The following is a 25,146-nucleotide window of genomic DNA, read 5'->3' on the forward strand; positions in this document are numbered from 1 at the left end:
TGGTTTTCATATGTATCCCCCTAAGTAGAATATATGAATGAATGCTCATTTGTTTATTATAATTGCGATATTCAGAGATAGTCAATTAATGTTAATCGCACTTAGCTATCCCAAATTAATCTCCCGGATCTTTTCCAGTGCTACTTTCGGTTTTCGGCCTTCGGTCAGCAGACCGTTAACCTCATGCTGCACGTCCGTAATCTGCGTATAACAGTAGCCGGAAATAAACGGAATGGCTTTAATCGCACCGGTTATGCTGCCGAACCGCTCCAGGAAAGCTTCCTCATTATCCACCTGGTTGCCGTAACCCCAGCCATGCTCACTCCTGAAGGCAATCCCTCCGAACTCGCTGATGATAATCGGCTGGCCTTTATAACTGTAGCCGTGAGCGAACGCAAATTTCCATTCGTTGTACGTACCGCTGCTGCCCGTAATCGAGTCTTTATCCTTGTAGGTTTTATACAAATCTTCGCCCCGCTCCACATAATCATGAAGAGTCAAAATATCTGAAATGGTGTGCTCCCAGCCGTCATTAGTGATGACCGGACGATGTGGATCGATAGATTTGGTCAAATAATAAATACCTTCCGTAAATTTTTGCTGCCGGTCGTCATGGCTAATATTCTGAATGCCCCAGGATTCATTAAAAGGCACCCAGGTAATAATACAGGGATGATTGTACTGCTGCTGCACAACCTCAATCCACTCCTTGGTAAAACGCTCCACAGCCTCATCGTTATATTCAAATGCAGCCGCCATTTCGGACCAGACCAGCATACCTTTGACATCACACCAGTATAGGAACCGCGCGTCTTCAATTTTCATATGCTTGCGCAAACCGTTGTAGCCCATCCCGGCGATCGCCTCGATATCTTCTATCAGCGCTTCTTCGGACGGAGGCGTCAGGTGACTTTCAGTCCAGTAGCCCTGATCCAGAATCAATCTTTGGTACAGGGGAATATTGTTCAGCAGGATTTGTCCGTCTCTGATCGAGATTTTACGCATGCCGAAATAGGAGCCCACCCGGTCGAGCTCCCGATCTCCTTCATACAGCACAAACTCCACATCAAACAGATTGGGATGGTCCGGAGACCACAGGTTTTGCAGCCAAGGTCCGTTGATGCCGCTCATCATGCCGGTTTCCGCCGTCAGCCAGGCTCTGTCCACCGATAAGCTCAGCTTTCTTACCGTTTCACCCTTAAATGTAATTTCCGTCTCCAGCCGGAGATCTTTTTTGTTTTTCGTACCGTGCATGCGGAAATCAAACCGGATCATTTGGCGGTCGATGTCCGGCGTCATTTTCACCGTATCCAAACGGGTTTCATGGACATGTTCGAGCCAGACGCTTTTCCAAATGCCTGTCGTCTGCACATAAAATGAATCATGATTCCGTCCGGCCCAGCGCTGCTTGCCCCGGGGCTGCAGACAGCTATCGCTGTCTTCCACTTTCAGCACAATTTCATTTTCAGCGTCTTGCTTAAGCAGACCGGAAATATCCAAGGAAAACCGGGCATACGCCCCCTCATGCTCCCCCGCAAAACTGCCGTTTACATAGCAGGTGGCTTTGTAATCCACACCTTCGAAATGCAGGATCGTCTGTTTCCCTTCCGCCTCTGGAGAAAGTATCCATTTTCTGCGGTACCAGATCTGCGCATGGAATTTCTCCTCGCCGATCCCGCTCGCCCGGGTTTCATAGGTAAAGGGAACGTTGATTTTTTGTGCAGCCGGAAAATGCTCCATCCACCGTTCTGCAACACCGGCTTCGTCATCATCGAAACTGAAATCCCACTCCCCGTTCAGATCCAGCCACTCGCTCCGTACAAATTGGGGCCGCGGATAATTTTTCATATAAAATTTTGTAGCAACTGTGGTCACCTTAGCACCTGTCCTCTCTCTGCTCACTGAAGTATACTCTGTAATTTCTATCACAGATTACTATCTTGTGTAGAGAAAGAAAATGATTTATCCTATCTAATGACTGATCTATTATCCTTTTGGGGAGTGAAATTCACTGATACATCTAAAGCGGTGCGGATATAATGTGATTCATCCGGAGGGTTTTACTGTCGACCGCCCGGACGGCTCCGGGGATTACGTTTTTTTATTCTTCCGGAGCCAAATGGAGCTTAGGATTCAATCGCAAACTGTGTTTGTTGAACCTAATACCTTCATTATTTTTAACAAAAACAGCCCCTATTTCTACCGGGATGCCGAATGGCCTCTGGTCCATGACTGGTTCCATTTTGAAATGGAGGCTGCAGATGCTTTTTTTGACCGGCTGAATCTCCCTCTGGATACCTTAATCAAAGCATATGACCCCTTCTATATTTCCAGAAAAGTGAATGAGATTCATTGGGAGAACCTGCAGAACGGAACCTTCCGCAATGAGATCATCGATTACACCCTTCGCTGCCTGTTCATGAAGCTTAGCGATATCCGAAATCATCTGGAGCCGCACAACCAGATCAGTAAATACTACGATCAGTTCCTGAACCTGAGAAATGAGGTTTTCAGTACTCCTTCTACCTGGTATACTGTCGAGTTCCTGGCGGATAAAATGAATATGAGCCGGTCATATTTTCAGCACATGTACAAACAAATCTTTGGCATTCCGGTAATTAACGATATCATCCTGAACAGATTAGGATATGCCTCCTATTTGCTGAAGAACACATCATATGCGATCAGCCATATTTCCGGAATTTGCGGTTATGAGAACGATGTACATTTTATGCGGCAATTCAAAAAGTTCGTAGGAATAACTCCAAGTGAATACAGGGAAAAATCTGATGTTGGGCAATAATTCTCGAATTTATTTTTTTATTCTCGGCAGAAGTGCCGCTGGTATTAGCGCCAGTGCAGAAAAGGCAACCGACCAGATAAACGCATGATCGAACGCTACAGCTATAGCAGCAGGGTTTTGTGACATGACCGAATTATATTCGTTCTGCAAAATAATCGCGATAACCGATGCGCCAAAGGCGCCGCCGATTTGCTGCATAATCCGGGTGGTGCTGCTGGCATGCGGGATTTGTTGTGAAGACAGGCCAATGTAGGCGGAAGCCATGACCGGCAGAAACACTGCCCCTAATCCTGCTCCCCGCACGATCAAAGCTGCGCCCAAATAATAATAGCTCGTATCTGCGCCAAGCTGTGTAAATGGCCATGTTCCAAGCAAGGTGAGCAAGGTTCCGGCAAGAACGACGGGCCTCGAACCGATCTGGTCCGTCAGTTTGCCGGCAAGCGATCTTGTCAGCAGCATCCCGATCCCTTGCGGCACGAGCAGCAGGCCGGAGATAAGCACAGATTCGCCGCGGACTTGCTGGAAGTATAACGGCAGCAGAAGCATTGCCCCGTAGGTGGTCAGGCCGGATAAAAAGAGCAGAATCGACGATACGGCTAAAGATCGCACACGGAACAGCCTAATATCAAGCAATGCTTCTTTTCCTTTACGAAACGCATACACGACAAACACAGCCAAAAGCGCTAAACCCGCTAGAACAGGAACAAGAACGGCGGAATGGCCGAAACCGTGGTTGGAGCTTACTTCTCCAAGACCGTAAATAATGAGAACGATGGCCGGGGAAAGCAGCATCAGTCCCGGCAGGTCCAGCCGCAGCGTTCGGGTTCCGCGTTCTTCATTAGGCAGCCCCCTCCACGCCATAATGATGGCAACGATGCAGATCGGAATATTCACCAGGAAAATCCATCTCCAGCTCAGATGATTAATGATAAGGCCTCCCAATACTGGCCCCAGAATCGGTCCAAGCAGCGCCGGCAAACCGACCGTTGCCATCATTTTACCCATGTTCTCCCCTTTGAAGGCGCGTACTCCCAAGGTCTGCATAATCGGCATCAGCAATCCCCCACCGATCCCCTGTATCGTACGGAAAAAAATCAGGCTCTCCACGTTCCACGCCAGGCTGCATAGAACAGAACCAAGCAGGAACATGCCAAGTGAAAATAGCCACATAGGCTTGCCTCCAAATCGCTCCACCGCCCAGCCGCTGATGGGAATGACCATGCCAAGCGCAAGCAGATAACTGGTCATAACCCATTGAATGGTCGACACCGAGGTACTAAATTCCCGAACCAAGGTATCAATAGCAACATTGGTTATCGTCGTGTCGAATAGCGGGGCCAGCATCCCGACCATTAGAATCCACATCATTTTTTTTGCGGCCGCCTGCTGTTCAACCGCTTCAAACGTTTCAGAGCTTTGCTTCTGCAAGTTGAAAACCTCCCTTTGATTGCACAAATAAGAAACTTTGAGTTTCTTATTTGCATTTATGATATACTATCGCTATATGAAACGCAACGAAATTTTTTAAGGAGTATGAGAACAATATGTCCACTTCTCAAGAACAGGATAAATTGAAAACCAGACGCAGAGGCAAAGAACTGGAAGCCGCTATACTACAAGCGGTGCGGGAAGAATTGAAAGAACGGGGATATTCTAATCTTACGATGGACGGAGTGGCGGAACGGTCGGGAACAAGCAAAGCCGTACTTTACCGGCGATGGGCCAACCGTGCTGAGATTGTACTTGCGGCAATCCGGGAACGCGTGCCCCTGCCGCTGGAGGAGGTACCCGATTACGGGAATCTGCGGGATGATGTTTGCGGAGTGCTTAGATCGATGAATCAGAACAATATCGAAGTGATGATGAAGGCTTTCTACGGGCTCGTAACGGAAATCGGGGCCATGCCGCTTGCCTCCTTAATATTCCCTGAAGGACGTAATAACAGGACAATGACAATAGTGCTGCAGCGGGCCGTAGACCGGGGAGAGATATCGGCCGAAGCCGTTACCCCGCGGATGCTTACTTTACCATCAGATTTGGCCCGCAATGAGATAATCCTTTATAATAAGCCCATGTCTGAGCAGACGATAGCTGAGATTGTGGACGAAGTATACTTGCCGCTTTTGTTAAAGCGGTGATTCCCAATTTTGATCCTCTTCAATAACAAAGAAAGTCTGAGCCCTTAAAACAAAAAAAGCCGCTAACATAGCGACTTTTAAGGGGACTATCTTATTTGAATGGATTGGCGGTTTGACGAATACGTTCATTCACTTTTTGGATCAGCAGTCTTATCTTGCTCTCCCAGTACAAATTGCTGGATGCAATTCGCCAGTTGCTCCGCATGAGTAAGGACAAGCATATGATCGGCCCCTTTGATTTCGGCAAATCTAATCGCAGGTACACGCTTGAAGTGCTCGGCGATATTATACATATCCGGCCATTCGATCGTTCCTTGAATAAATAATGTACTTGCGGCAATTGTCTCTAAACGTTCAATGGAAGGCGGCTCTGGCCACAGAACCTCAAAGCTTCTCCACTCCGTAAACACCCTATTCATATAGTGAACATGCATTTCACGCAGAAAACTCCGATGGGGGCTGGCCATCGTAGCCTGATAGACCGGTCCGGCTAAGGACAACTCCACAAGCTTTGAAATATCGGGAGCGGCCGCATTCACCGATGTCATATAATTGGTAAACTCCTGCGAATATACATATCCCGTCAATGAAGGGGCAAGCACCACAAGTTGCTCAACCATGGAAGGATATGACAACGTAAAATCAGTCGCGACCTGCCCACCCATGGAATGGCCTACAAGTGTAACACGCTCAAGCCCGAGATGTTCGAGAAGTTTGCGCAAATCCTCCACAAGTGAAGTCGGCTCCAGCATTGCAGGCGAGCGGCCGGTTCCCCGGCCATCAAAGGTAATAACCTTGAAGGATCGCGCTAGTTCCGGCACCATATACCTCCACACCCTTGAATCGACGCCTCCCGAGTGAATCATTACTATTGGGGATCCATCCCCTTCGATTTCGTAAAAGAGGTCCATTTTGTCTTCCTCCTCAATTGGTAATTCTACCCTGTGTTAGTCCAACCCTTATTCAAACAACTGCTTATGCTTATTGAAAAATTGATAAAAAAATTGTACATTGTCTAGCTCAAACCATTCTGCTGTCTGAAGAGGCCTGGCATCCAGATTATATATTTTTGCATGCAACGTGCCTAAAACAAAGGGAGAATGCGTGGCAATAATAAATTGACTATCAAAATATCGTGCCAGCTCATTGATTTGTTCTGCCATCCGTATTTGATTTGCGGGAGAAAGTGACGTTTCCGGCTCGTCCAATAAATACAATTGGCCGGGTTGCAGGTATTCCTCAAAAAACTGCATGGACGTTTCTCCATTAGAGTATTTTTCCTGTGAGAATTGAATGTCATCCAGCTTCTTCTTAAACGCATACGTAGCCTCATATTGTTCCGCCTGAGCCTTGCTCATTCCTTTGTTAATCTGCTCATACATGATTCCCTCACGCAATACGGAAGATTGCTGTATCTTCTTGATTTCATATAAAATATCCTCTGATTTCATATATCGGCTTCCCTTTGGAAGCTGCCTGATTTCATGCTCCTGCTCATCATGCCCGAGCTGATAGCTGCTTAGATCAAGAAATCGCTGAGCATAAATACTATGCCCATAGCTTGTCATCTTTTCAGCCCCCGGGATTTCCAGCTTGTTAGAGATTACATTGAGTAAAGTGGATTTTCCGCTGCCGTTATTGCCATACAACACAGTAATCCGATCAAACAATAACACCTCTCCAGCCACGTGCTTAAATACATAATCAGGGTATATATTTGGATTTCGGTCCGTATAATCAGAGAGCTTAAAGCTTCTCAAATAAATCATTGCCGCACTCCCTCTGCCTGTCTTGTAGTTCAACTCTATTTTAAATCCAGATGCGCATAAATGGAAACATGACATTTGTTGGAAAATGAGTAGCACCCTTTTGTGAAAATGGCAGACTGGGTGGAAAGTTGCACCGATTTCCCTTTTTGAGATAAAATTACCTATAATGAGAGGTGTGATTAAATGACGGCAGAAAAAGTCCCCCGTTAAGCCCGTGGTCCACCTTGGCCATTTATATATAATCTCATTCGATTTTTTAATTAAAAAGGAGAAATGTATATGTATGGTCCAAGAGAAGTTACTAGAGAAGAAAAAATAAATATCGCCAATGTACTAGCAAATCAATTGTTGGAGAAATACGGTGCAGATGTTGAAGCTATAGGTATCTATGGTTCTTTAGCCAGAAAAACAGATGGTCCCTTTTCAGATATTGAAATTAAATGTGTATTAAATTCTCTAGAAGACGGTTTTAGTTATGAATGGACATCAGGTGACTGGAAAGCAGAAATAAATCTTGATAATAAGGAAAATATTGTGGAAGAAGCCACGACAGTAGAAGAAGATTGGCCCCTTACTCATGGACAATTCTTCACTATACTCCCCATTCATGATCCGAAGGGTTTCTTTGAAGAACTAAGACAAAAGGCAGGTTCCGTGGATAACCCCATTTTTAAAGAAGCGGTTTGTAAAACATTAGTTGAGGAAATGTACGAATACATTGGTAAATTGAGAAATATAAAAATCCAAGGACCCGAAACATTTTTACCTGCTTTGGCTATAAAAATAGCAACCGGGGGTGCGATGATTTTAGGTTTGCACCATAAACGATATTATACGACAGCAGCTCAAGTATTGCCTGAAGCTTTACTATTCTCGGATCAGCCGAGTGGGTTTGATGAACTTTGTCAACTTGTGATGTCGGGCCGCCTCTATGACTCTCAAAGGATACTTGATGCATGTGAACACTTTTGGAATGGTCTAATGGACTGGTCGAAAAAGCATGGTTATATGATTAATTATTCTAACTCTGTACCCTTCTGATTCGTAATATACTGGAATGCTGCATCGAAGTAACAAAAAAAGCCTTGCAGAGATGCAAGGCTTTTTTTGTATTTCAACAACAATGAATTAGTAATCGACACCGTGATTCAGCGGAACCACTGCTATGTTAACATGGGTTGCCGTTGATCCCTTGGTCTGCTGATCCGCTGCAAAGGCTGTTGCTGTAAAACTACTAATTAGAACCACTGTGAATAGTACTGAAAGAAATGTCTTTTTCATTCATTAACACCCTTTCTAAAATGGATTTTAACTGCAATTTATAAACCTGTTCTTGTTGATTGCTTGCGAACTCCCTAAATGCCTCGAAGAGCGCTGTCAGTTTTTTGAACGCTGTATTATCTTCAAGTTTAACACTTGTTGTCAAAGCTACCAAATTTTTCTCTGCTGCATCATGATAATCACCTTGTTTATACTTATAAAGTGATAATAGATACAAGTATTCTGTATAGTATCTAGCTGTCGTACTATTGTCCGGATTGCGTTCGATTTCCCCTAGTTCCTTAGAAAGATCGGCTAATACCCAATCAATAGACAGATCATTTTTGATTGCATATTCAAGTATAGTGATCATCCCAGGAACAAGCTCTCTTCGATACTGCTTTAAATACTGAACGTAATCGCCAAGAACCGAATGCCTGCCTTCCATCAAATCCACTGTAAATGTATTGCCTGAAGCAAAGATCCTGAAGTCTTCTATGATATACTTCTCATTTTCCTCAACCCCTTTCATCCAAGAAAGATCCGTGTACTTTTCAATGCAGTCTCTTGATGAATTAAATTTTTTCAATTTTTGATAAGCAACCCCCTTACAGAGTTGTGAGTATCCAATGTAATATATCAAAGGTCTGCTATGGGAGTTCTTTTTAGTTGGTTGTTGCAGCTGGTAATGGTACAGGATAGCAGACTCTTCATAAAGCCTGTCCGCTAGTCTAATCATATTGGTCCAATCTTCATTGGAAAACGCTAGTTTCAGCATTTTTGATAAAGCATCAATATCATCAATACAGCCCAAATCTAATTTCCTCACCTCAAGTCCTCCTTTAAATGACATATATATCCAGAATATACCTTAACCATACAATGGTCAATTACAATATTATGTAATATGTTACATTAAGTAGAATAATGAATCCTAACCGGAACGCTGATATTCAGTGTACCGGCTAGAGATATCAATCACTTACTTGACGTATTCAGACCTTACAATATTTCAATGTACCCTTCTGTTCCATTCACGCGAATTCGTTGCCCGTCTTTGATCAGTCCGGTAGCGTTTACCACTCCGACAACTGCCGGCAAGCCATATTCACGTGCGATAACGGCTCCATGGGTCATCAGTCCACCGACCTCGGTAACCAGGCCTTTTACGGATACAAATAATGGCGTCCAGCTTGGGTCAGTAAAAGAGGTGACCAATATATCCCCGTCTTCCAGATCAGCATCTTCCATATTTAAGATGACACGCGCCCGTCCCTCTATAATTCCGGAAGAAACAGGCAGACCTGCAATAGCTTCGGACGGCAGGTTTTCCCGTTTATACTTACCAGCTATGATTTCACCATCAGATGTGATCACGCGAGGCGGGGTTAGTTTGTCATATACTTTATACTCTTCTTTTCGTTTGCTGATGATCTGGTAATCCAGTTTGTGTGTGCGTACGGCTTCGTGAAGTTCATCAAAAGTGAGATAGTAGATATCTTCTTTTTCATAAATAACGCCTGCTTGTACGAGTTGCTCGGCTTCTTTCATTATAGCCTGCTTATAAACAAAGTAGCGGCTGACGATGCCGTATTTGGGATATTCACGATAACCGATGAAATTCCGGACGAGGTCGATCATTCGCTTGGTTTCTTTGGCTTTTTGTTCGCCATCCGGTAATTGCTTTAATCGGTCCAATATCTCTTGTTCTTTATTCAAAGCTTCCAGTCTGCCCTGCTCAAATTTCTGCTTACTGGCCCCAGGCGCCAAGTTTTTGATATTGCTGAGAATCAACGGGACAAGGGTAATTGGTTTCTCGCTCCAACGCGTCCTGGTAATATCGATCTCCCCAGCGCAGCGCATTCCGTATTTATCGAGATAAGCTTGGATAGCGTTCCGGGTCTCCGGTCCTCCCTCCAACTTAAGCAGTTCATCCAAAAAATGATCCTCTTTTACATGTGTTAAATAATCAATGACTTGCGGATAAGGACGAATCACATCTGCGACATCCAATAGTGCCAAGCCCATTTCCGAAGTAATATTGTTTGGTACCGATTGAGAAAGCGTATCGGCTGCGTTGATTTCCCCTAACCATTTCTTCATGTTTTCATTGATCCATGCTGAAGCATCCATAGCAGTCATAAACACTACCGTACTTCGCGGGTCAAATACGATCTTCTTTAATTGCGGGATATCCTCCAGGATAAAATCAAACAAATCCGATCCTGATTTTGTCCGGATGTTGTGCTGCAGCTCTTCTATCGAAGTTTGACTACGCTTGATCAGCTCTGAAACGATGGCCGGATCGTTTTCGAATTGTGCTTGATTTCCTGCAGACGACGCACCTTTATTGTTTTTACCAGGACTCTGTTCTTTTTTATCATCTGGTAACGATTGTACAAAATCCTCCCGCTCGATTATGGTCATAATTGCATCTTTTGTGAGCGGATCGTGTTGTTCCATGGCTTTTAATAAATTTTCTCTGCTGTCAGGTGAAGCCAGACTATGTGTAATATCAACAAACAACCTCCCGCCGGCTTTACGCATCGGCGCTGGAGTCAATAAAAGGTGAAAAGACAATCCCAAAGGCTTTATGGGATCTGTCATCATTTGTTGATGGCCAACAGATAGATAGATGTGTTTGTCCTGATCATTCGCTTCGGGGATCGGATATAAGGTAGTGATCGGCCGGCTCTGGACAATATAAAAAGTACCATCAGCTAAACACCATTCGATGTCTTGCGGGCAGCCAAAATGAGCTTCAAGTTGTCTTCCAATACGTGCCAGCTGTAAAATTTGCCCATCGCTAAGGGTTTGAGCCGTTTGCTGGCCGGAATCGAGCTGCCGGGTCTCTGTTCCGCCTTCTTGTCGTCCATAGATAGCCAGTTTTTTGGTTGCAATCCTCTTCTCGACGATTTCCTCTTCCCGTACCTTATAATAATCGGCAGTTACCAGGCCGGAAACCAGTGCTTCTCCAAGCCCAAAACTGGCATCGATCGACAGCAGCTTCCGGTTCGAAGTCATCGGATCAGCGGTAAATACAATCCCTGAGGCCTGAGGGAAAACCATTTTTTGGACGATAACGGATAAATATACTTGTCTGTGGTCAATTCCATTTTGCATACGGTAGATTACCGCGCGGTCTGTAAACAGGGAAGCCCAACATTTGCTGATATGCTGCAGGATTGCCTCGGCGCCGATGATGTTCAAATAGGTGTCTTGTTGGCCTGCAAAAGAGGCATGCGGTAAATCTTCAGCAGTCGCACTAGAACGCACTGCAAAACCAAGTTCATCACCAAGCCGGGAGAGATAGTGAGTGACTGCTGTGACAACCCCGGGAGGAATTTCGGCTTCCATAATGAGCTGGCGAATCTTTCCGCTGATTTCACGAATTTGATCCCAATCTTCTACGTTTAACATGGTTAGCCGGTTCAACAAAGCATGGTACGTTTCGTTGTTCCCGATGGCTTGTTGATATCCCGCTGTCGTAACACAAAATCCTTCGGGTACTTGTACTCCTTCAATATTTGATAACTTCCCCAAATTCAGCCCTTTTCCGCCAACAAGCAATAGCTGCGAATGTTCCACTTCCTGAAAACCGAGAACCAAAGCATTCATTCATAATCTCCCCTAACCATTAAATTGAGAAAAAAACTGTTGACAAGGATTTCGCCGGCATGTTACACTTAAAATGTAAGATAAGATATTTCCGTCTTAACAAAGCGTAAAAGTGGCAGATAGATTATATCACCGTGCCTGGATATATGCAATACAGAAGAACCTGAGTTTTTTACTCAGGTTCTTTTTTTGATTTATCAAAAAATTAGGGATGGAACTGTAGCCTCCATCCCTAACCCACTCCGCTTGCGCCTTTGCTTATTTTAATATTCTCCTTTGATTACAAAAAACGAGCCCCGGATCGTTCCAGCCAGCTTGGACTTCTGTCTGGCAAACTTAAACTTTGTTTCTAACTCCTTAGGGACCTCCATCCCCTCAGAAAGCTTCAAACCAACAGCACGCTTCTTAGGGTCATCCACCGTATACATGACGTTTATCGAAAGGCCATCTTCGTAAAAGACGTAGGTAAATTGGATATTTTCCACTTGAAAACGCGAGGTTTCTAAAGGCTTGGCCGAAAACTCAATGTCACGTTCTTCTTTTAAAATCCGGTTCACATAAGCAAGGGTCTCCTGGCTTTCGCTGGCAGGCACCACCGTAAATTCATGTTTGTATTTGTTCATAAAGTAGCGGGCTTCATTGGCACGCAAACCGGCAAGTGCTTCTGCTACGGGTGAAGACTCCAAACCAACTGTAGACACATTTTTAAAATCAACGATATAGGACATTCCCTCGCTCCTCTTCTCTCCTTATTTCCTTACAACTGGAATCCACATTTCCCCATAAACCATGCCGTTGCGATGTCCCATCTCAACCGTTGTGTTAGGGCCCCCGACATAGGCAACATTCTTTGCTTCCCCCAAGGCTTGGCCAAAAGCAACGCCTGCAAGCCTATTATTTAATTCATCGGCTGTCTGCGCTTCCCCTTTAACAACCAGGTATTCTCCCTTTGGAAAATGAATTACTCTGGCCTCTTCCGGTGCCGCTGCCTCGGTCATGACGCCGGCATAATACATCATTTTGCCGTTCACCGCTTCGCTCACAGCAAATACGTAGTCATTGGTGGATATGGATTTTAAATGCTCAAGCCTTCCATCTTGGCTTACGTTCTGCCAAAAATCTGTTTTTTCCTTGTTGATGCCAACGAAGTCTGTATAATCACTCTTAAGCTCAGTTCCTAAACCAATAACGGTAAAGCTGTCTTTTTGCTCCAAGGTATACTCTGCCATTTTCCAAAACTCCTCTTTTCTTGGATTCATCAAATGATTTGTCTTCATCACTTGATGATTATATAATAACCTTAAATCATGTCAAAAAATGATACTGTTTAGGAGTGCCGATGAAAAAAGTTGAACGGATTAACGTCATTATGCGGTATATCAACAATCGTGCCCATTTTACCATTTCGGAAATTATGCAGGAGTTCAACATCTCCCGTTCTACAGCTATTAGGGATATCCGGGAAATTGAGGCCTTGGGGATGCCGCTTGACGCTGAAGTTGGAAGGGATGGCGGATATTTTGTCATGCGCAACTCTGTTCTTCCCGAAGTCCGCTTTACCGGCAATGAGGTCAAAGCCCTTTTTATTGCGTTTATGGCGACAAGAAATCAGCAGCTCCCCTATTTGAAAAGCCGCCAGTCTTTAGCGGAAAAATTACTGGGCCTCATCTCCGAAAACCAGCAAGATGACCTTTTTCATTTGAATCAAATCCTGCTTTTTGAAGGGACCAATCCGAACAATCCCGACCTGCTTGATCTTTCAGACCTCCCCCATCCTATGTTAGAACAGCTGATCCAAATCCTTCTTATGGATAGCTATTTATTGATCACCATCGAAGAAAAGAAGGAGATCAAGTCTATTCCCATTTATCTCTTGCACCTTTATCGTGAAAAAAGCCTCTGGCTGATTGAAGGCTTTGACTTACAGGAAGAAAAGAAACAGATCTATCCTGTCGACGATCTCACCAATGTCATCCCCTACCCGTCGAAAAAAAGATTAAGCAAAAAAAAGATTCAAGAAAAGCTAAGCAAGCAGGAAGAAGTCATCAACCTTATCCTTGAGCTTGGTCCAGAGGCGATTGCCCAATTCAAAAAATACCATCCTATACATGTCTCAATTTCCTATACGAATCCTTACCAGACCACAGCGATTCTAAGGACTTGTATCAATGTTGATAAGCCCAAAGAAGTGGCCGAAATCACAAATTGGCTGCTGTTCCTGGGCGGGGATATCAGGGTTAGGGAAGTGCCGGAAGAAATCTTAGAAGGGTTACAAGAGAGAATACGCTTATACTGCCCTTAATTAAGGGCCTGTTATACCCCAATTCCGCAAGTCTGAGAAAATCTTTTAAGATAAATTTCAAGTAAAAGAAGCACACCAATGTAGGCGTGCTTCTTGATTTTTTGCTATGCTCAAACTTATTCATTCCCCATCGTGCTGATGTCGATCACAAACCGATACCGGACATCTGAAGCTAGTACCCGCTCCCAAGCTTCATCAATCTGATTAGCATGAATAATCTCAATGTCTTCGGAAGAGCTGAATCCTCACCTGTGGCTGATTTGATTACTGCCGGTATTCTTTCTCATCCCCAGTATTTCCGCTGTACCTGTGGGCGTGGGGAGTTCTGCCGTTTATTGTTGTATACCCTTCAAAGCGGTGGTAATGCCCACCCGGCAAGGGAATTGCTGGTCCAGTAGTTCCCCTAATTAAGTGCGTATGATGATCGTTAAATGATGTTTCTGCATAATAATTATGAACATGCGGAACACCGCTTGGAGCCGGCTCTGTTACTCCGGCGTAATGGTGATAATGCCCATCATCAACCGTAGTATTTCCTTTAAACGGATGAACATGAAGATTTACGGGTCTTCCGTCCCACGAATTAATAAAAAGCTTGTGCGAATGTTCGGAATCGGAATCACCGGAATGCATAACAAAGCCGGTTATTGGTATTTCCATTAGTAACCACCTCTCCTTATCAACTGCTACATGCTATGAAAGAGGTGGTGTAAATGTTCAAATGTGTCTCGTACGAAAATATCACTAAATTGTGAAATCAGGCTACTCCTGTGTGTGCGTGCTATCGCCCAGATACATGCGGATCACGATATCCTGGTCATGATTGCCGAATCCAGCCCCATATAGCGTCAATCCTCCAATGTTAACGGAATTTTCGTCCACCGTAAAACGAAGTGTCCAGAATTGCTCCTTTAGCTTGATATCCTCAACCTTCACATCCGACATGCGCTCTCCATCCATAAATGTTCCTTGTGCGTCAATGCGTATCGTCTTCAACAATCCGTATTGATTCACATTCCGATGCCACCATTCCGGTGTATATTTGCCGCGCGCCGCTCTTCCGAAGTCTGCCGGGCTTGTCCAAGTTCCAAGCCGGACACCGTTAAATGTGAATTGGATATCCGATGGCCAATGATCTCTTAATCCGGGCGCTTCCGAAGCCAGCTCCATCGAAATTTCAATGGCCTCCGGAGTTTGATCCGGAAGCAGGTAGTTAGGTGTTTTATACTCAACGTAGCCCCTTCCGAACCACAAAATAGCAGCGTGAACACGCTCGGGATCGAGAAAGTAACGGGGGTCGTCCCAAATTCCGATTTCTTTTTCCAGAGTTCCCAGCCCGCAAGTAGGATGAACTTCAAAAGCGGTATAATGGCCGACTGAAATCGTTTGCTCCTTTATCCTCGTGGAATGGTTGGCGGATGGCAGCTCGATCTCGATGTTTTTTTGTTTGAGAAAACACAGCTTATGTGTCCCTCCATTTATACGCACTCTGCGGCAGCCGATTAATCCGGCTTGTTCGAGTTTTCGGATGTGCATGGTGACGATGGACGGACTAAGGTCAAGCTTTGCCGCAATATCCTTCACATTAATTTCACGGTCAGCGATGAATCCCATAATTCTCCACCTGACTTCGCTGGCCAGCGCTTCATACAATAGCAGGAACTTCGGGTCCCCATTCGCTTTTATCATTAACATAATCTCCTGACCGTCATAAATTGAAATCACATATATGTTAATTTAACACGAAACTCAAGTCCGGTTCCATTGAATTTTGCGGGCTAATAGTGTTTAATTTTCTTAATCCCCAGCCTATTGGATTCTTATCTATATTAATTTAAAAAAAAGAGGTGGACAATTGAAATATAATAACCCGGTCATTAAAGGGTTCTACCCCGACCCAAGCGTTTGCCAAGTGGCCAACACCTATTATTTGGTCTGCAGTTCCTTTCAGTATTTCCCTGGTGTTCCGATTTTTGAAAGCAAAGACCTGATCAATTGGGTACAAATCGGTCATTGCCTAACCCGGACAAGCCAGGTTCAGCTAGACACTGTGGACAGTTCCGGCGGTGTCTTTGCTCCCACCCTGCGTTACAACAACGGCCGATTCTACATGACAACTACCAATGATACTACACGCCAGAATTTCTATGTCTGGACTGATGATATTTACGGTGAATGGTCTGAACCCATTCATGTGGATCAAGGGGGAATCGATCCGGATTTATATTTTGAAGATAGCAAAACATACTTCATGAGCAATGGGACAGATGATTATGGAGTTGGAGGTATTATCCAGTGCGAAATCGAAATTGAAACCGGACGCAAGCTGACACCAAGCCGCTCAGTATGGCAGGGATCGGGCGGAAGATATCTGGAAAGCCCTCATTTGTACAAAATTCACGGACGATATTACCTCTTGGCAGCTGAGGGAGGAACCGAATATGGACATATGATCACATATGCACGGGGGGATTCTCCTTCCGGCCCGTTTGAAGCCTATTCGAATAATCCCGTACTGACCAATCGTAATTTAGGCGGTTATGAACTGCAAGGGGTTGGACACGGGGATCTGGTTCAAGACTCAGATAAGAATTGGTGGCTTATTCATCTCGGATTCCGGCAGACCGGACAGTACCTTACGTATCATCACTTGGGACGCGAGGTATTTCTGACCCCAGTTACTTTTGGTGATGACGGCTGGTTTACGGCAGGTCATCATGGCACCACTCTTATGAGCTTCGAGACAGAACGTATCGCAGACACCATCATTCAACAAGAGAAAAAAGTCTTCACGTTTGAGAACACTGACTGGAATCTGGACTGGTGTTATCTGCGTCATCCGGTCCCAGGAAATTATCTGCTAGAACCTGATAAAGTCCGGCTCAAAGGAACTGGAGTGACGCTCGATGCTCCATTCTCCCCGACCTTTGTCGGGATTCGCCAAAAAGACTTCAATGGAGTGATTTCATGCCGTATCAGCCTTACTAACGGCGAAGCCGGTATCACTCTCTATATGGACGAAAATCACCATTATGATCTGGCCTTGCGTAACCATGATCACGGATACGAGATTATTGAACGGCTGAATGTCGGCGATATTAAATCAATTGAAAAAGCTGTAGAGCTGGGCCACTGCAACTCTGCAACCCTGGTTATCAAATCTGCTCCTACTCACTATCGCTTCTATGCTCAAATCGATGATTCCGAGATTTTACTTGGAGCAGCGCACACGAAATATCTCTCCTCAGAAGTAGCAGGAGGGTTCACCGGTGTACTGATCGGGATGTATGCCACTGGTGAAAGTCCCGATTCCCATGCGGAGTTTACAGATTTCAGCTGTGAATACTATTAATACGTATAATCATCTACACTAAATATTTCATCAAAAAGACTGCCGGACCATTGCGGCAGTCTTTCTCATTCCGTAATTAAGCGTTCTTCACGCCGCATGGGGAGATGCTAAAACTTATAAATATATTGGACTTTGTTGTTATTGAAGTACAAATACACCTTACCGTAAACGACATAATCCAAATCGTCGTTAATGCTGTCCGGCTCTCCCCAGGAAAGAAGGACCTCCTCCGGCCTCATGCCGACAATAACCCGCTCTTCACGGATAGCCGCCCAGATTTTATCATTGATGGCAAAGGCAACACGCGGGTTTTTGAAATAAAAAATTCTATTAACGTATTCACCGGGTCTGGCGCCGGGAGCTATGGTCATATTGACGTCCTGGCCGTTCGCCCGGCGAATAATGACCTCTAAATTTCCGTTGTTGGGATTGGACCGGAAGTCTTTGACCGTAACCTTCTCCATATTCTTAAAAGGGCTGTCCGGAATTTCCGGGTTACTGGCCCATACAGGAAGACCGTTATAGATATCCCTCAGACCTTGAAGTATTTCCGGAGAATACAGGGTATGGTTTTCGTAGCTGTCCAAATCCAGTGTCCATATTATTCCTGCTTCGTTCTGCATGATTAAGGACAGGCTGGCATTATCTGAATACTGGACGTCCGTCACCCAATGGCTTCCCGGATGTCCGTACATGTAGACCTTTTTGCCAACGGCCAGGCCCATGGTTCCGGGCAGCTTACTGATCGCAAACAGCATGCTGTTGCTCTTGGTTTTCCCTTCCTCTGTGCTCCAGATAAAGAGCGAGTCCGCGCTTGAGGCATATTTGCCATCTATGGCTCCAAGCTTAAGCAGCGTTTTGAAGGCGACATAGTTAGAGTTGTTGTACAGCACGGAGTTGTCTTTGTTCAGCTTGCCGCTCCCCTTGGATCCCGTAAGGGTTATTCCCGAAGCTGAAGAGGCGATGGTAAAGCCCGGAATCTGATTCAAAAACTTCACCGGCACGTAAGCAGAACCGTTAACGAGTACTGATTTGGAAGGCGAGATGATAAGCTTGCCGTCGGCAAACGTTGAAATTTCCTTATACGACGGTGCATTGGCAGCCGCTGCATGCCCGGTGTCCGCAGTATAACACAGTCCGATCAAAAGCAGCACAGCGATAAGCGGCATTACAATTTTTTTCATGGATGTTCTAATTCCTTCCCCCATTATATGTAGAACGTCCCGCCGAATGCCGGAACAGTTCATTAGAAAGAAATTTCGACGGCTGACCAATAATTTCCTCCTATATCCTTAATGCAGTTAAGGGATTTAAATGTGCATTTCAGCCAAAAGCGATTTATTCCCGCCGAAAAGCTTGTATGATAGTTATTAAGGGTTCCAGAATGACGGCGTTAGAAATGAGAGGTGTAACCCCTATGTATCGGGTGGCCATTTGCGATGATGAGGACAAACAGCGGGAGTTAGTTAAAGGTATGCTGATAGCTTTGTCTATCAAGGCAAATATCAATTTTGAAATGGAGGAATTCAATTCGGGGGAGCAGCTTGCAGCTCATTATGAGCATAATGAACCTCCCTTTCACATTTTAATATTGGATGTTGAAATGGCAGGGATCAACGGGATCCAGACTGCCCAGCGGATAAGAGGGTTAAAACATCTGGATGAGCAAATTATTTTTCTGACAAATTACCCGGAATATATGGTGGAAAGCTTTGATGTGATGACTTTCCAGTATTTAATCAAGCCCATTGCTCCCCAGATCTTTGAGGAAAAGGTCATTAAGTTATGCCAATACTTCCAGGCCCTTGAGAAAAAGTTTATGATCATCAAGTCGGCCTATGAAGAGGTTGTGCTGAAGTATGATGATATCATTGCCATCGAGGCTGCCAAAAGCTTAACCATTAAAAACAAACTGAATTTTATTACCCTTAATCAACTCTATGAAAGCAAAGGCATTCTTGCCGAGTATGCGCTGGCACTCAAAGACAATCATTTCCTGCAAATCCACCGTTCGGTGATCATTAATCTGCTTCATGTGCGAAAGTTCTCCAGCGGAGTAGTGCTTATGACGGGTGGGATGGAATTCCCGATTGGCCGCTCTAAATTGAAAGAGGTAAAAGACTACTACACCAAATTTATGATTATGAAGGTCCATGGATATGATCGCTGACAATTGGTTGGTTGTGCTTTGTGTTGAGGTGGTCATGGGCCTTCAGATCCTATATTTCTTTAACTCGGTGTTCGGCAAGTCTGCCCAAAAACAGAAACGGTGGATGTACTTTCTGGTTTTCGGAGTGCTTGATTTCGTGTACTTCTCTGTTCCGGTTCCCTTTCAGATCTCTTCGATCCTGGCTTTAGTGGTCATTTTCTGTTTGGCGGAAGCCTATAACGTGGAAATCAAGACAAAGATTATTTTTACCGTGCTTTATGGCGTGTTAATGTCTATCGTTAATATGATTTCGATCTATTTTTTTTATGTATTGGATTCGGTTGACCTTAACAGGCTTGATACAGTAGATGAGCAGAACCAGTTCCTCTTATTCAAGGCAACTCTGCTCAGCTTTACGATGATGTTTGCCGTTATTCAGATTATACGGCTGATTGCCAAACGCAGGAGCTTCTCCCTGCACTACCGTTACTATATATTGCTTATACTCATTCCTATCATCAGTATCTACCAGCTTAATGTACTCACAAATTACAATGAGATGAACATCCATTATTTTATTTCCGCTATCGGCTTTCTGTTTATAAACGTGATGATCATCTATATTTTTGATACGATTGTAGATAAATTCCAGTTCAAGCATGAGAATGCCCGGCTGGAGCAGCAGATGGACTATCAGGACGCAAATTACGAAAAAACTGTACACAGCTTTAAATCGATCAAAAGGATCATCCACGACACGAACCAGCAGTTACTTTATATCGAGGAATGCATTAAACGAAATGAGCCGGCGGCAGCACTGGAGCATATCCGAACGACGTTAAATAAAGTCGAAGGCGCCTATCAGAGGGTGAATACAGGCCATTTGGTGATCGATGCCCTCGTGACAAACACGCTTAACATCGGACAAGCGAATGGCATACGGATAGATACGAAGCTGAACCTGTATTCTCCTGAGCTCTCTATAGACCGCTATGACCTATGTGTCGTACTCGGAAATATGCTGGATAATGCGATAGAAGCCTCCAAACAGGTGAAAATCGCAGAGGACCGGTACGTGGTAATCACTATCTTTTCCAATGACACCGCCCTGTTCATCCACATTGTTAATTATATGGAACAGGATGTCGCCTATTTGCGCAGCCAAAAACCAAACCCGGAGAATCACGGCATCGGACTGACAAACATCGCCAGAATATGCGACAAATACGGCGGACATATGACTATTGAAACCAAGCAAAAAACCTTTCACAATATGGTCATGCTGCCCTTTTGGACGAGCAATCCCTAGACAAGCTGTTGTTTAGGGATTGTTTTTTGGCGTTTCGGGGTGTTTCTGCATATTACCCGCCTCCTCTCTTGTATGCTGAATACCAGCCAGTTAAATACGCTAAAGGATGCAAAGGAGGAAGTTAGAATGAAAAAAATCATTGCTGTTGTGATGAGTGCCATGCTCATAGCCATCCCCATATCCGGGAATCAGGCCTCGGCACAGCCCCATAACGATACCGTACAGGAGAAAGCCCACAAGCTGGCTTCGACGATCGTGTCCGACTATGGGGTAACCGGCTTGCAGTACGCCATTATGGATAAAGGGAAGATTGTATTATCCGACAGCACGGGTGTCCGCGATAAAGCGGCCAACGCTCCCATTACGAAAGACACGATGTTCGGCATCGGCTCGGTCAGCAAAATGTATGTAACGGCTGCCGCGATGATGCTGGCTGATGCCGGCAAGATTGATATCGATCAGCCGCTTGTCACCTATATTAAGGATTTCAGCATGGCGGATGAAAGATATAAGGAAATTACGCCGCGTATGCTCATGAATCATTCCTCAGGACTGTACGGCAGTCATTATGCCAACAGCATGCTGTTCGATGACAACGACACCCGGAACCGTGATGAATTATTGATGAGGCTGCAATCAGAGCACTTAAAGTCCAAGCCGGGCGAATATTCGGTGTATTGCAACGATGGATTTCAACTGCTGGAAATCCTGGTTGAACGGGTAAGCGGCTTAAGCTATACCGAATTTCTGGATCAGAAGGTTAACCAGCCTCTGAAATTAACCTCCACCAAAACGCCGCTTAGTGCTTTTGACAGAGAAAAGCTGGCAAAAACCTATTCCCCTGTAACGGAACTGGCCTTGCCCGTTGAGAATGCCAACATTATTGGTACAGGCGGGCTTTACTCCACTGCTGAAGAGCTGGCCGCTTTCGGAGATGTACTGATCGGAAACCGAACCGATATTTTATCAGAGAAATCAGCTGCCGCAATGCAAAGCCCTGAATACAGAAAAGGCATTTGGGTGCCAGAGGAGACAAACAGCTTTAACTATGGTCTTGGCTGGGATGCCGTCAGCTTGGCCCCGTTTGATGATTACGGCATCAAGGCATTATCCAAAGGCGGGGATACCGTTATGTATCATGCGGCTTTGACTACATTGCCTGAACATAATATTTCGGTCGCTGTCCTGTCATCAGGCGGGAGCTCGCTGTATAATACTGTTTTTGCATCTAAAGTTCTATTGGAATATTTGCAGGACAAAGGCAAGATCAAAGAGATTGTACCGGACCGCACCTTTGAACCTTCCGTAAAGGTCAACATGCCGGCGGAGCAGCTCGCGTATTCCGGATTATACGGCGCCGTCGGCACAACACTAAATGTGGAGATGAAGAACGGTGAGATGAAGCTGCCCGCACTGGAAGGGGGAATTATCCCTCCACAAACCTATGTGTATACGGGCAATGGGCAATTCAAAGGCAACGATGGTAAAGCGGCGATAAGCTTTGACAAACAATCAAACGGAAAGATCTATTTTAAGCTGAAAGCATATGTGGATTTTCCCGGAATCGGGCAAGCGGTTATGGTCACCTATGAATATCAGAAACTGGATGCCAATCCCTTACAGCCGGCAACAAAAGCAGCGTGGGAGCAAAGGAACCATAAAAATTACTATGGATTGGATGAAAAGATCAACTCGCTGTTCTATCTCTCCCCTGTCATTTTAATCCGGAATATCACTGTGGATAGTGCAAACGGCTATGCGTCAGGCACCAGAATTGTTGATGAGCATACAGCCGTAAATGCCGCCGAAATTCCGGTGATGAGCGGAAGGGATGCCTTCGATTTGAGCTTCCATACCGAGGACAACAAAGAGTATTTGACAATCGATGGGCAGGCATACCTTAGTGAAGATGCCGTGAATCCGATCTACGGCGGAGGTACATCGATCTGTACGATTGAGGATAACGGTCACGCCGTATGGTTCAAGATCGATGCCAAATCGGCTGCCAAAACCATGCGCGTTGAAGTTCCATCAAGTGGAGGGGTTATCGTTTACGATGGCAAAGGAATGCCTGTGTACTCCTCTATCGTGAATAAAGACAAATCCGTTGTCCTCCCGGAAGGCGGAATGATTGTTTTCGGCGGAGAGGCAGGGGATGTTTTTCAGATTAATATGAAGAAATAGAGGTTCGAAACAATAAATAGACCGCCCTTGGGGAGCGGTCTATTTATGCGTTAATCCCCATGAATCCTTCCCTCTTCCATGTCTGGAATTTTTATGGAGATCTCAATATTATGTCTCTTGTGCAGTATGTGCCGACGAACATCGGGTTCAGAACCCCATTTACCCGGCCGACAATGGAAGTATGCGACCATTTCAGAATCATGGTGCTGATCCCGATATGAATGTAAGGGAAAACAAGCCCATTTAGAAATTGAACGGTCAGCGTGACGGGAACGCTCGTCGAATACCCGACAATGGCTGTGCAGACCGAGCGGTAACCTTCAACGAAGTCTTTTCGGAACTGCCCTTTTGTTGCGGCCGTTTGAGGTTTCAAATTATCCTCAGGGGCGAATAAGGATGAGTGCGGATAGCAGAAAAAATCTCTTCAATTTCCATAAGTCCCTTGCTGAGGACTGCTATATAGGAAAACATATTGAAGGGGTGTATCATCCACAGCAGCAAAAATAAATGGTTTTATATGATAATCGCCATCACCCAACTATTTATACCCGCCTTCTAAAATGAAATTCCAACAATTAGTTTATTAGGAGCCCTCTGCGCCCATACTGGATTAAAAGAATCCTTAAGGAGAGGGAGAACGTTCATGCGTTTTCGTAAAAGCAACCCCCTTAACAAAGTTAAAAAGCCCCAGGTCCAGCACAGCGAGAGTCAACCTGCACATTCAGAGGAACCGATCAGTGCAAGTCTTGGACAAAACCTTCAGCAGATCAGACAAACTGTCGGTAACAGCACCGACATTATCATCAGAGAAGTTCACATTGGCAAGGACAGGAGCCAAATTATCGCGATCCTCTATATCGACGGTTTGGTGGATAAAAATATAGTCTCCGACTTCATGATGAAGTCGATGATGCTCGATAGCAGCCTGTCCGAGGACGTGAACCGCAGGATTCAAATTTCCTCCAATGTCTTGCAGATTTTGAAAGATTACGCTCTGACCATCGGTGACATCCGGGATGTTACCGACTTTGAAACCTTATATAACGCTCTGTTGTCCGGAAATGCAATCCTTTTGGTTGACGGTGAGACGCAGGGAATCGTGGCCAGCGCAGGAGGATGGAAAGATCGCGGGGTCACCGAGCCTGCCTCGGAAAATGTCGTCCGCGGGCCGCGAGAAGGATTTTCTGAAACGCTGCGCACGAATACGGCCTTGATCCGGCGTAAGATTAAAGATCCAAATTTGTGGCTGGAAACAAAACAAATCGGCCGCGTGACCAAGACCGATGTCGCTGTCATGTACATTAAGGGAATCGTGAACGACAAATTGGTCGAAGAAGTGCATGAGCGGCTGAATCGCATTGATGTAGATAGCATTCTCGAAACCGGGTATATCGAGGAGTTAATTCAGGACGAAACATTTACCCCTTTTCCGACAGTGTACAACTCCGAACGCCCGGACGTCATCGCCGCCAATCTCTTGGAAGGGAAGATTGCCATATTGGTGGATGGGACCCCCTATGTGCTTATCGTACCTGCGCTGTTTGTTTCCTTCCTGCATGCGGCGGAGGATTATTATCAGCGTGCGGACATTAGCAGCTTCATTCGACTTCTTCGTTACATTGGGGTCTTTATTTCTCTTTTTAGTCCATCCTTATATATTGCCATAACTACGTTTCATCAGGAAATGCTGCCAACCTCACTGCTGATCGGTCTGGCGGCACAGCGGGAAGCCGTTCCCTTCCCCGCCTTTATCGAAGCGCTCATGATGGAATTGACCTTTGAAATATTGAGGGAAGCCGGCGTCCGCATGCCGAAGTATATCGGGGCAGCCGTCTCCATCGTGGGTACGCTTGTCATCGGGCAAGCTGCTGTCGAGGCGGGCATCATATCGGCGGTGATGGTGATTGTCGTATCTATTACCGCGATCTCCAGCTTCGTCCTTCCTGCCTATAATATGTCCATCGCTTTTCGGATGCTGCGATTCCCCTTAATGGGGCTTGCCGCTTCATTCGGATTGTTCGGGATTATCGTCGGAGGCATTGCCCTCATCCTGCATCTGTGCAGCCTTCGTTCGTTTGGCGTTCCGTATATGAGTCCGCTTGCGCCCCTAATCCCGGCGGACAGCAAGGATACGTTAATACGGCTCCCGCACTGGATGATGGTCTCCCGTCCCCGGTTACTTAATCAGAAGAACGTGAATCGCCGAAACTTCGCTTCCCGAAAATCACGGGAATAAACCAGAGGAGGCAGGTACGGTTGGAA

The 25,146-nt window shown here is 45.3% G+C and carries 20 protein-coding genes and 2 pseudogenes; 9 read left to right on the plus strand and 13 right to left on the minus strand.

Annotation, left to right across the window (positions count from 1 at the left end; genetic code table 11):
* Positions 1 to 105: 105 nt before the first annotated feature.
* Positions 106 to 1,848, minus strand: coding sequence for a glycoside hydrolase family 2 protein (locus PRIO_RS17625; RefSeq protein WP_046507076.1), 1,743 nt, complete (start codon positions 1,846 to 1,848; stop codon positions 106 to 108).
* 298 nt (positions 1,849 to 2,146) lie between these two features.
* Here PRIO_RS17625 and PRIO_RS17630 point away from each other — a divergent pair, with 298 nt between their 5' ends.
* Complete coding sequence (locus PRIO_RS17630; RefSeq protein WP_231869705.1) at positions 2,147 to 2,803, plus strand: helix-turn-helix domain-containing protein; 657 nt, start codon at positions 2,147 to 2,149, stop codon at positions 2,801 to 2,803.
* Positions 2,804 to 2,812: 9 nt separating this feature from the next.
* On the opposite strand, the gene PRIO_RS17635 is transcribed toward PRIO_RS17630, so the two are convergent.
* Entirely contained in the window at positions 2,813 to 4,231 is a 1,419-nt protein-coding gene (locus PRIO_RS17635; protein ID WP_063850480.1) for an MDR family MFS transporter, read from the minus strand.
* 116 nt (positions 4,232 to 4,347) lie between these two features.
* On the opposite strand from PRIO_RS17635, the gene PRIO_RS17640 reads away from it, so the two are divergent.
* On the plus strand, positions 4,348 to 4,941 hold the full coding sequence (locus PRIO_RS17640; RefSeq protein WP_046503852.1) for a TetR/AcrR family transcriptional regulator: 594 nt from the start codon (positions 4,348 to 4,350) through the stop codon (positions 4,939 to 4,941).
* A gap of 125 nt (positions 4,942 to 5,066) precedes the next feature.
* Here PRIO_RS17640 and PRIO_RS17645 read toward each other — a convergent pair whose 3' ends face one another.
* Positions 5,067 to 5,852 carry an alpha/beta fold hydrolase gene (locus PRIO_RS17645; RefSeq protein WP_046503854.1) on the minus strand — a complete coding sequence of 262 codons (786 nt, stop codon included), beginning with the start codon at positions 5,850 to 5,852 and terminating at the stop codon, positions 5,067 to 5,069.
* Positions 5,853 to 5,900: 48 nt separating this feature from the next.
* Positions 5,901 to 6,710: an AAA family ATPase gene (locus PRIO_RS17650; protein WP_046503857.1), complete on the minus strand. Its 810-nt coding sequence runs from the start codon at positions 6,708 to 6,710 to the stop codon at positions 5,901 to 5,903.
* A 279-nt stretch (positions 6,711 to 6,989) separates the two neighbouring features.
* Here PRIO_RS17650 and PRIO_RS17655 point away from each other — a divergent pair, with 279 nt between their 5' ends.
* A complete protein-coding gene (locus PRIO_RS17655) occupies positions 6,990 to 7,751 on the plus strand; it encodes an ANT(4')-I family aminoglycoside nucleotidyltransferase (RefSeq protein ID WP_082118124.1) in 762 nt (253 codons plus the stop codon).
* A gap of 193 nt (positions 7,752 to 7,944) precedes the next feature.
* On the opposite strand, the gene PRIO_RS17660 is transcribed toward PRIO_RS17655, so the two are convergent.
* From PRIO_RS17660 to PRIO_RS17675, 4 genes are all read right to left on the minus strand, one after another.
* Positions 7,945 to 8,799 carry a hypothetical protein gene (locus PRIO_RS17660; RefSeq protein ID WP_052741482.1) on the minus strand — a complete coding sequence of 285 codons (855 nt, stop codon included), beginning with the start codon at positions 8,797 to 8,799 and terminating at the stop codon, positions 7,945 to 7,947.
* A 173-nt stretch (positions 8,800 to 8,972) separates the two neighbouring features.
* A complete protein-coding gene (ppsA, locus tag PRIO_RS17665) occupies positions 8,973 to 11,588 on the minus strand; it encodes a phosphoenolpyruvate synthase (RefSeq protein ID WP_046503866.1) in 2,616 nt (871 codons plus the stop codon).
* 263 nt (positions 11,589 to 11,851) lie between these two features.
* Positions 11,852 to 12,316, minus strand: coding sequence for a hypothetical protein (locus PRIO_RS17670; protein ID WP_020433929.1), 465 nt, complete (start codon positions 12,314 to 12,316; stop codon positions 11,852 to 11,854).
* 21 nt (positions 12,317 to 12,337) lie between these two features.
* Positions 12,338 to 12,817 (minus strand): GyrI-like domain-containing protein, encoded by a 480-nt coding sequence (locus PRIO_RS17675; RefSeq protein ID WP_046503868.1) that lies wholly within the window; start codon positions 12,815 to 12,817, stop codon positions 12,338 to 12,340.
* A 110-nt stretch (positions 12,818 to 12,927) separates the two neighbouring features.
* Between PRIO_RS17675 and PRIO_RS17680 the strand changes: the two genes are divergently transcribed.
* Complete coding sequence (locus PRIO_RS17680) at positions 12,928 to 13,890, plus strand: helix-turn-helix transcriptional regulator (protein WP_046503871.1); 963 nt, start codon at positions 12,928 to 12,930, stop codon at positions 13,888 to 13,890.
* A gap of 116 nt (positions 13,891 to 14,006) precedes the next feature.
* Here PRIO_RS17680 and PRIO_RS36860 read toward each other — a convergent pair.
* The 3 genes and pseudogenes from PRIO_RS36860 to PRIO_RS17690 form a co-directional block, all read right to left on the minus strand.
* Positions 14,007 to 14,117: pseudogene (locus PRIO_RS36860) on the minus strand (alcohol dehydrogenase); the annotation flags it as partial.
* A 37-nt stretch (positions 14,118 to 14,154) separates the two neighbouring features.
* Positions 14,155 to 14,550, minus strand: a complete 396-nt coding sequence (locus PRIO_RS17685) for a YmaF family protein (protein ID WP_020433932.1) — start codon at positions 14,548 to 14,550, stop codon at positions 14,155 to 14,157.
* A 102-nt stretch (positions 14,551 to 14,652) separates the two neighbouring features.
* Complete coding sequence (locus PRIO_RS17690) at positions 14,653 to 15,579, minus strand: ArsR/SmtB family transcription factor (RefSeq protein ID WP_020433933.1); 927 nt, start codon at positions 15,577 to 15,579, stop codon at positions 14,653 to 14,655.
* Positions 15,580 to 15,745: 166 nt separating this feature from the next.
* Here PRIO_RS17690 and PRIO_RS17695 point away from each other — a divergent pair, with 166 nt between their 5' ends.
* Positions 15,746 to 17,242: a glycoside hydrolase family 43 protein gene (locus PRIO_RS17695; protein WP_020433934.1), complete on the plus strand. Its 1,497-nt coding sequence runs from the start codon at positions 15,746 to 15,748 to the stop codon at positions 17,240 to 17,242.
* Positions 17,243 to 17,349: 107 nt separating this feature from the next.
* Here the strand turns inward: PRIO_RS17695 and PRIO_RS17700 are convergent, their stop codons facing one another.
* A complete protein-coding gene (locus PRIO_RS17700) occupies positions 17,350 to 18,426 on the minus strand; it encodes a hypothetical protein (RefSeq protein ID WP_141639235.1) in 1,077 nt (358 codons plus the stop codon).
* 233 nt (positions 18,427 to 18,659) lie between these two features.
* Between PRIO_RS17700 and PRIO_RS17705 the strand changes: the two genes are divergently transcribed.
* The 3 genes from PRIO_RS17705 to PRIO_RS17715 all read left to right on the plus strand — a co-directional run bounded on the left by PRIO_RS17705 (position 18,660) and on the right by PRIO_RS17715 (position 22,884).
* Complete coding sequence (locus PRIO_RS17705; RefSeq protein ID WP_046503875.1) at positions 18,660 to 19,412, plus strand: LytR/AlgR family response regulator transcription factor; 753 nt, start codon at positions 18,660 to 18,662, stop codon at positions 19,410 to 19,412.
* Positions 19,402 to 20,700: an ATP-binding protein gene (locus tag PRIO_RS17710; RefSeq protein WP_046503878.1), complete on the plus strand. Its 1,299-nt coding sequence runs from the start codon at positions 19,402 to 19,404 to the stop codon at positions 20,698 to 20,700. The genes PRIO_RS17705 and PRIO_RS17710 overlap by 11 nt, the downstream gene beginning before the upstream one ends.
* Positions 20,701 to 20,826: 126 nt before the next feature.
* Positions 20,827 to 22,884 carry a serine hydrolase domain-containing protein gene (locus tag PRIO_RS17715; RefSeq protein ID WP_046503881.1) on the plus strand — a complete coding sequence of 686 codons (2,058 nt, stop codon included), beginning with the start codon at positions 20,827 to 20,829 and terminating at the stop codon, positions 22,882 to 22,884.
* 130 nt (positions 22,885 to 23,014) lie between these two features.
* Here the strand turns inward: PRIO_RS17715 and PRIO_RS35615 are convergent.
* Positions 23,015 to 23,300 (minus strand): annotated as a pseudogene (locus PRIO_RS35615) (hypothetical protein); the annotation flags it as partial.
* Between the two features lie 227 nt (positions 23,301 to 23,527).
* Between PRIO_RS35615 and PRIO_RS17720 the strand changes: the two are divergent.
* The gene (locus PRIO_RS17720; RefSeq protein ID WP_020433942.1) at positions 23,528 to 25,120 is read left to right on the plus strand and encodes a spore germination protein; all 1,593 of its coding nucleotides are present in this window, start codon (positions 23,528 to 23,530) and stop codon (positions 25,118 to 25,120) included.
* Positions 25,121 to 25,146 lie beyond the last annotated feature (26 nt).

It is taken from the genome of Paenibacillus riograndensis SBR5, from assembly GCF_000981585.1.
Lineage (GTDB): Bacteria > Bacillota > Bacilli > Paenibacillales > Paenibacillaceae > Paenibacillus_AQ > Paenibacillus_AQ riograndensis.

Coding starts and splice junctions, on each gene's coding strand:
- PRIO_RS17625 (WP_046507076.1), bottom strand. CDS start 1,848: ATGAAAAATTATCCGCGGCCCCAATTTGTACGGAGCGAGTGGCTGGAT.
- PRIO_RS17640 (WP_046503852.1), top strand. CDS start 4,348: ATGTCCACTTCTCAAGAACAGGATAAATTGAAAACCAGACGCAGAGGC.
- PRIO_RS17645 (WP_046503854.1), bottom strand. CDS start 5,852: ATGGACCTCTTTTACGAAATCGAAGGGGATGGATCCCCAATAGTAATG.
- PRIO_RS17650 (WP_046503857.1), bottom strand. CDS start 6,710: ATGATTTATTTGAGAAGCTTTAAGCTCTCTGATTATACGGACCGAAAT.
- PRIO_RS17655 (WP_082118124.1), top strand. CDS start 6,990: ATGTATGGTCCAAGAGAAGTTACTAGAGAAGAAAAAATAAATATCGCC.
- ppsA (WP_046503866.1), bottom strand. CDS start 11,588: ATGAATGCTTTGGTTCTCGGTTTTCAGGAAGTGGAACATTCGCAGCTA.
- PRIO_RS17670 (WP_020433929.1), bottom strand. CDS start 12,316: ATGTCCTATATCGTTGATTTTAAAAATGTGTCTACAGTTGGTTTGGAG.
- PRIO_RS17675 (WP_046503868.1), bottom strand. CDS start 12,817: ATGGCAGAGTATACCTTGGAGCAAAAAGACAGCTTTACCGTTATTGGT.
- PRIO_RS17680 (WP_046503871.1), top strand. CDS start 12,928: ATGAAAAAAGTTGAACGGATTAACGTCATTATGCGGTATATCAACAAT.
- PRIO_RS17685 (WP_020433932.1), bottom strand. CDS start 14,550: ATGGAAATACCAATAACCGGCTTTGTTATGCATTCCGGTGATTCCGAT.
- PRIO_RS17690 (WP_020433933.1), bottom strand. CDS start 15,579: ATGATAAAAGCGAATGGGGACCCGAAGTTCCTGCTATTGTATGAAGCG.
- PRIO_RS17700 (WP_141639235.1), bottom strand. CDS start 18,426: ATGAAAAAAATTGTAATGCCGCTTATCGCTGTGCTGCTTTTGATCGGA.
- PRIO_RS17705 (WP_046503875.1), top strand. CDS start 18,660: ATGTATCGGGTGGCCATTTGCGATGATGAGGACAAACAGCGGGAGTTA.
- PRIO_RS17710 (WP_046503878.1), top strand. CDS start 19,402: ATGATCGCTGACAATTGGTTGGTTGTGCTTTGTGTTGAGGTGGTCATG.
- PRIO_RS17715 (WP_046503881.1), top strand. CDS start 20,827: ATGAAAAAAATCATTGCTGTTGTGATGAGTGCCATGCTCATAGCCATC.
- PRIO_RS17720 (WP_020433942.1), top strand. CDS start 23,528: ATGCGTTTTCGTAAAAGCAACCCCCTTAACAAAGTTAAAAAGCCCCAG.